Source organism: Pontimicrobium sp. MEBiC01747 (assembly GCF_053601635.1).
Genome location: NZ_JBSHNS010000541.1, coordinates 1 through 2,511, shown reverse-complemented (window position 1 = coordinate 2,511; position 2,511 = coordinate 1). Strand labels below are relative to the sequence as shown.

General features: G+C 29.5%; 4 protein-coding genes. All 4 read left to right on the top strand.

What is annotated here, in order from left to right; genetic code table 11:
* Positions 1-99 precede the first annotated feature (99 nt).
* Complete coding sequence (locus ACVC2P_RS17735) at positions 100-402, top strand: hypothetical protein (RefSeq protein ID WP_452599784.1); 303 nt, start codon at positions 100-102, stop codon at positions 400-402.
* Between the two features lie 188 nt (positions 403-590).
* The gene (locus tag ACVC2P_RS17730; RefSeq protein ID WP_452599783.1) at positions 591-1,025 is read left to right on the top strand and encodes a carboxypeptidase-like regulatory domain-containing protein; all 435 of its coding nucleotides are present in this window, start codon (positions 591-593) and stop codon (positions 1,023-1,025) included.
* A gap of 23 nt (positions 1,026-1,048) precedes the next feature.
* Positions 1,049-2,068: a transglutaminase domain-containing protein gene (locus ACVC2P_RS17725; protein ID WP_452599782.1), complete on the top strand. Its 1,020-nt coding sequence runs from the start codon at positions 1,049-1,051 to the stop codon at positions 2,066-2,068.
* An 11-nt stretch (positions 2,069-2,079) separates the two neighbouring features.
* On the top strand, positions 2,080-2,511 hold a 432-nt coding region (locus tag ACVC2P_RS17720), incomplete at its 3' end, for a methyltransferase domain-containing protein (protein ID WP_452599781.1).

Sequence of the window (2,511 nt, the reverse complement as noted above, 5' to 3'; positions counted from 1 at the left end):
TTTTAGACCTTTCTACACTGCTTATAAAATGTATCTTGCGTATATAAATGACTATTAACACTTAAAAACAAATTACTGTAATAATCATGAAATAAAATTATGGGATGGGTTAAAGACGCTTTAAAAGAATTATCTAAAAATAACAAATGCCAAGTAAGACCACAAGGAGGCTCTATGAAAGGAAGAATAGAATCTGGTCAATTAGTTACTATACAAAGGATAAAACCTGAACAAATAGTAATTAATGATATTGTTTTCGTAAAATGGAAAGATAATTATTTATTGCATATCATTAAAGACATACAAAACGAAAACATTTTAATTGGCAATAATTTAGGTAAATTAAATGGTTGGATTCCTGCAAATAATATTATAGGCAAAGTTATAAAAGTTGAAAACTAACCTGTTAAAAACCAGGATATCTTTACTTTCTATAAGACGCTTAAAAATGGTTATCTTTGAAAATAAGATAAATACATTTTTTTACACTCATTGAAACGTCGTTTTTACTAATTAAATCGTTTAGATCACTCAATGTTGTTTGATACACAATAGCATTGTCTATACATTTGATAAAAACATTATATATTATGACAAAACAATTGAATTTTACACAGACAAGATTTGATGCTTTTAAGAGCACATTTGGTATTTTCGGAATGCTAATTATTGCCCTATTATTTTCTGGTACTGCATATGCTCAGAATAACTTGACTACATCAACAGCAAATCAAGAACTTACAGTTACAGGAACTGTAAGTGATGAAGATGGCCGTTTAGAAGGTGTTAGTATTATTAAAAAAGGAACTGTTATTGGTACAGCTACAGATAAAAATGGCGCTTTTACATTTCCTAAACCATTAAAAGATGGCGACATTTTATTGTTTAGTTATTTAGGTTACGAAACGCAAGAAGTAAAAGTTGAAAAAGACAGAACGGTTATTAATTTAGTCTTAACATCGGATGTTATAGAGGTTATTGGAGCACTACAAACAGATAGTCCCTACAAATCTAAACGTAAATAACACACCATAATAGCTATAAACAGATGAAGACACTGTGGTATATTTTGCCCTTTGTAATTGTATTGCAATCTAATGCTCAACTCTCTGACTTTGGAACTGTAAATTTTTACAAAGCAGATAGTATTGCTTTAGCATACAAAAATGAAGGGTTAAATAATTTACCTCAATTGTCTTATAAACTCACCTCCAATTTAAACACGGACGTAGAAAAATTTAGAGCTATTTATTTATGGGTTTGTACTAACATTGCAAACGATTACAATCTCTATTTAAAAAACAGTAGAAAACGACAACAATTACAGCATCAAGCAGGAAAATTAAACGCTTGGAATGAACGTGTTAAAAAAGAAATATTTCGTAAGCTATTAAAACGTGAAAAAACAATTTGTACAGGTTATGCCTATATTCTAAAAGAGCTTTCTAAACTTGCAAATTTAAACTGTGTTATTGTTAATGGGTATGGTAGGACAAGTACAACAGATATAGGCAAACTCAATATTCCTAATCACTCATGGAATGCTATTAAGTTAAACAATAAATGGTACTTATGCGACCCCACTTGGGCTAGTGGTGTACCAGACCCCAAAACCAATATTTTTGTATTTAAATATAACAATGGTTATTTCTTAACTAATCCAGAGTTATTTGCTGTAAACCATTACCCAATAGACTCTAAATGGTTACTTTTAAATACAAAAACGCCTACGTTTGAAAGTTTTATAGAAGCGCCAATAATTTATAGCAAAGCCTATACAAACCTAGCACTACATGAATCTCCAAAAAAAATGCATCATACAATAGCGAAAGATGAAAGTATAGCTTTCAAGTATACACTTTTAAAACCTGTAGTAGAAGATAACATTTCTCTTTTAATAAACGATGGCAATAATAGTAAAACAATACAACCAGAAAACACACGCATTAAAAACTTAAATTTATCGTTTAACCATCAATTTAACACCACGGGGTTTTATGATGTACATTTATATATTAAAGAAGATCTTATTGCTACCTATACTTTTAGAGTTGAAGACACTAAATAAGTTTACACAAAATGCCAAATACACAAGAAGAAAAGAATTATTGGTCTAAACGTTATCAAGACAATAAAACTGGTTGGGATATTGGAGCGCCTTCTACTCCACTAAAAGTTTACATAGATCAAATTACCAATAAAGATTTAAAAATATTAATTCCTGGTGCTGGTAATTCATACGAAGCAGAGTACTTATTTAATAATGGTTTTAAAAATGTGTATGTATTAGATATTGCTAATGCTCCATTAAAAGCATTATTAAAAAGAGTCCCAAATTTTCCGCTAAATCAACTCATAGAGGGTAACTTTTTTGAGTGTAATAATAATTTCGATTTAATTTTTGAGCAAACCTTTTTTTGTTCCTTTCCTCCTACACTAAATAATCGTAAGTTATATGCTAAAAAGATAAATTCACTTCTAAAACCAGAAGGAAAATTAGTTGGCGTATGG

Bases quoted from the DNA above. Each gene is read 5' to 3' on its own strand.
- ACVC2P_RS17735 (WP_452599784.1), top strand. From the start codon at position 100: ATGGGATGGGTTAAAGACGCTTTAAAAGAATTATCTAAAAATAACAAA.
- ACVC2P_RS17730 (WP_452599783.1), top strand. From the start codon at position 591: ATGACAAAACAATTGAATTTTACACAGACAAGATTTGATGCTTTTAAG.
- ACVC2P_RS17725 (WP_452599782.1), top strand. From the start codon at position 1,049: ATGAAGACACTGTGGTATATTTTGCCCTTTGTAATTGTATTGCAATCT.